The sequence below is a fragment of the Corallococcus carmarthensis genome (assembly GCF_003611695.1).
In the GTDB taxonomy this organism is placed as follows: domain Bacteria; phylum Myxococcota; class Myxococcia; order Myxococcales; family Myxococcaceae; genus Corallococcus; species Corallococcus carmarthensis.
The window spans coordinates 1-3,193 of sequence record NZ_RAWE01000408.1 but is presented as its reverse complement, the minus strand read 5'-3'; the positions used below and the strand labels follow the sequence as shown (position 1 = coordinate 3,193).

Annotated in this window: 3 protein-coding genes; 2 read left to right on the top strand and 1 reads right to left on the bottom strand. The window is 73.5% G+C overall.

Translation table 11 applies throughout. The annotated features are described in order from the left end of the window. Window positions 1-631: molybdenum metabolism regulator (locus D7X32_RS43785; protein WP_120608394.1), on the top strand; the 631-nt coding region annotated here is incomplete at its 5' end. A gap of 29 nt (window positions 632-660) precedes the next feature. Here the strand turns inward: D7X32_RS43785 and D7X32_RS43780 are convergent. Beyond that, window positions 661-1,494, bottom strand: coding sequence for a hypothetical protein (locus D7X32_RS43780; RefSeq protein ID WP_244239517.1), 834 nt, complete (start codon window positions 1,492-1,494; stop codon window positions 661-663). 151 nt (window positions 1,495-1,645) lie between these two features. Here D7X32_RS43780 and D7X32_RS43775 point away from each other — a divergent pair, with 151 nt between their 5' ends. Beyond that, a complete protein-coding gene (locus D7X32_RS43775; protein ID WP_120608392.1) occupies window positions 1,646-2,842 on the top strand; it encodes a substrate-binding domain-containing protein in 1,197 nt (398 codons plus the stop codon). The last annotated feature ends 351 nt before the right edge of the window (window positions 2,843-3,193 follow it).

Genomic DNA, 3,193 nt, shown 5'->3' with positions numbered 1-3,193 from the left:
ATCCCCGAAGGCCGCCGCCGCGCCGCCCCCCGCGCTCGTGCTGCCGCGCCGCGTGGCCCCCGCCACGCCCGGTCCGGAGGCCGTGGCCGCCGCCGCGTCCGCGCTCACGCTGCTCCAGTCGCGCCTCAAGGGGCCCAGCTGGAAGGTGACGCGGCTGTCGCGCAAGGCCCGCCACGCGCTCCGCGCCCTGGGCGGCGTGGACCCCGCGGCGCACCCGGCCCTGGCCGCGCCCTTCACCGCGCTGATGGCGCACGTGGTGGGGCCCAAGGCGGAAGGCCGGCTGCCGGTGCGCCACGCGCTGGGGCTCCTGTCCCAGGTGGACGTGGCCGCCTTCCAGCGCGCGGCGGAGATGTGGAAGGCCGCGCCCGCGGGCTCGGTGCCTCCGGGCGTGGCCGCCGCGCGGACGCTCTCCGACCCGGAGCTGGCGCTGCGCGTGACGGCGCTCCTCAGCGAGCGCCCGGACCTGCGCGACGGCTCGGAGGATGCGTGGACGAAGCGCTGGGCCGTGCTCAAGCCGCACGTGGAGGCCCACCTGTCCGGCGCGGGCCACTCGCTGGCCGCCTTCGTGGGCGGCGTGGACGCGAGCGGCGACGCGCACCTGTCGAAGCGGCTCGCCCGGCTGGGAGCGTGACGCCGGAGACCCCCGCGTCACGCGCTGGCCTACGGTTCGCTTCCCGTCGCGCTGCCGCTCTCGGACGCGGCGGGCTTCTGGAGGGTGGCGGCCGAGGGCTCGCGGTCCATCTCCTCCGCGGGGTAGGCCTGCGCCGCCTCCAGGTACTTCTTCGCCTGCACGCGCCGCCGGTCCGCCTTGGACAGCCCCTCCGGGCTCAGCAGCGCGGGCTCCGCGTCGCCGGACTTCTCCACGACGTGGCCGTCACAGAAGAACCACTCGGTGCGCCCCTCCGGCGACTGCCGCGCGAAGTAGAGGTCCGGCTGGCCCACCTTGGAGGGCTTCGGGCACCACGTCTCCTTCGCCTTCGCCTCGCGCGCCGGGCCCTGCTCGCGCCACTGCTTCTGGGCCTCGCGCAGCGCCGCGGCCGCCTGAATCTGGGGCCCCAGTGCCATCCGTTCCTTGGACTCCGTCAGCAGCGCCGCGCCGCGCTGGGCCAGGTCCGGGAACGCGCCCGAGCGCCGGAAGCCGCAGGACGACAGCGCCCGGAGGTTGGCCTCGTGCACCTTCAGCACCGGGGGCAGCGTGCGCAGCCCCTCCTCCAGGAGCGCCAGCTGCTTCGGGTGCTCCAGCGCCTTCGGATCCAGGGCCTGCTCCGTCTCCTTGATGAATCGGGCCAGGAGGCCGTTCACCGCGGTCAGCTCGTCCTGGAACCAGCGCGGCTCCGCGTCACAGGGACTCGCCTTCGCGCCCGCGTAATCCCGATACTCCGCCCGGGACATGCCCAGGGCGTAGTGCTGGACGGGAGGGGCCTGCTTCGCCGCGCAGCCCCCGAACACCGCTCCCAGTCCCAGGAGCGCGATGCTTCGTGCCAGTGTCGTCATCCGGCCCATTCTGCCAGCCCTATGGGTCCAAACAAACCGCCCGGAGAGTCCCTGGAAGGGGAGCGGCCGGGGGAGAAGTCGTGAGTGACAGGGTTGTGACAAAAGCACCGCCGGGCTTTCCGGGACCGCGACCCGGGGTACGAGGGGGGACATGAAGCCCCGGATGCTCCTCCTCATTGGCGTGCTGGCCGCGGCCCTGGGGGTGTTCTACCTGCTGACGGCCCCGGAGACGCCCCGCGCGGTGGCGACCGAGCCGGAGTCCACGTCCACACCGCTTCCGTCGCGAAGGCGCGTGACGGACATCACGTTCCTCTACAGCACGGAGAAGCGGGCGTGGGTGGAGGCGGCGCTCGCGGACTTCCAGCGGACGCATCCGCGCGTGCGGGTGACGCTGGTGGGGCGGGGCTCGCTGGAGGCGGCGCAGGCCATCCTGGAAGGGCGTGAGAAGCCCACGGTGTGGAGCCCCGCGGACAGCGCGGAGCTGCGCATGCTCGCGGCGGACTGGGCGACGGACGCCGCGCACGGGCCGCTGTTCGCCACCGAGGGCGAGGCTGTGCCTCATCCGCTGGTGATCACCCCGCTCGTGTTCGTGGGCTGGCAGGACCGGATGGACGTGTTGCGCAAGGCGGGTGGGGGGGCGGCCCTGTCGTGGAAGACGCTCCAGCGCGCGGTGGCGAGCGACCGGGGCTGGCCCGCGGTGGGTGGCCCGCCGGAGTGGGGCTTCGTGAAGCTGGGCCACACGGACCCCACGAAGTCCAACTCCGGCCTGCAGGCGCTCCTGTCCGCGACGCTGGAGTACCTGGGCCGGCGCACGGCCGTGAAGGAAGGCGACCTGCTGGACCCGGGCTATCAGGCGTGGCTCCAGGGGCTGGAGCGGGGCGTGACGCGCTTCGAGCCGTCCACGGGCACGTTCATGACGGACCTGGTGCGCTACGGGCCGTCCCGCTACGACCTGGCGCTGGTGTACGAGAGCCTGGCCATCGCGCAGCTGGGCAACGCGCAGGGACGCTGGGGGCCGTTGAGGGTGGACTACCCGCCGGTGACGCTGTGGAGCGACCACCCGGCGGCGGTGCTCCAGGCGGACTGGGTGACGCCCGAACAGCGCGAGGCCGCGCTGGAGTGGGTGGCCTTCCTGCGCAGCCCGGCGGTGCAGGCCCGGGCGCTGGCGTTCGGCTTCCGGCCGGCGGACCCCTCCGTGCCGTTGAAGACGCCAGACGCGGACAACCCGTTCACGCGGCTGGCGGCGCAGGGCATCCGCGTGGACGTGCCGCCCGCGGCGGACGTGCCGGATGCGTCCGTGCTGCGCACGCTGCTGGAGTTGTGGACGCGCATGGGCGTGGGTCGCTGAAGGCCGCACCCCGGGGCCATCCATGCTCAGCGGAGCGCCGTGGTAATCTCCCCCGCGCGGGCGCCAGGCCGGGGTGTCCCTCCGCAGTCGAGGGGGAAGTCCAGATGACAGCGCAGTGTCGTGGTGCGCCGCTTCCGTGGCAGGGCACCCGCACGTCTGCCATTGCGATCGGCTGTCAGGAAATCCTCCCCCCAAGTGACTTTCTCCAGCCCACGGGGCCGGCCGCGGGCGTATCCCTTTCATGATTGGGAAGACACGCATGGCATTGCATGAGAGCCGTTCATTCGCTGGAAGCGCCTTGAGGGGGCTGGGACTGCTGTTGCTGGGGGTGGGGCTGGCCGCGTGCCGGAC

What these genes read in the sequence shown, in the direction of transcription:
- D7X32_RS43780 (WP_244239517.1), bottom strand. Translation starts at nt 1,494, where the DNA reads ATGACGACACTGGCACGAAGCATCGCGCTCCTGGGACTGGGAGCGGTG.
- D7X32_RS43775 (WP_120608392.1), top strand. Translation starts at nt 1,646, where the DNA reads ATGAAGCCCCGGATGCTCCTCCTCATTGGCGTGCTGGCCGCGGCCCTG.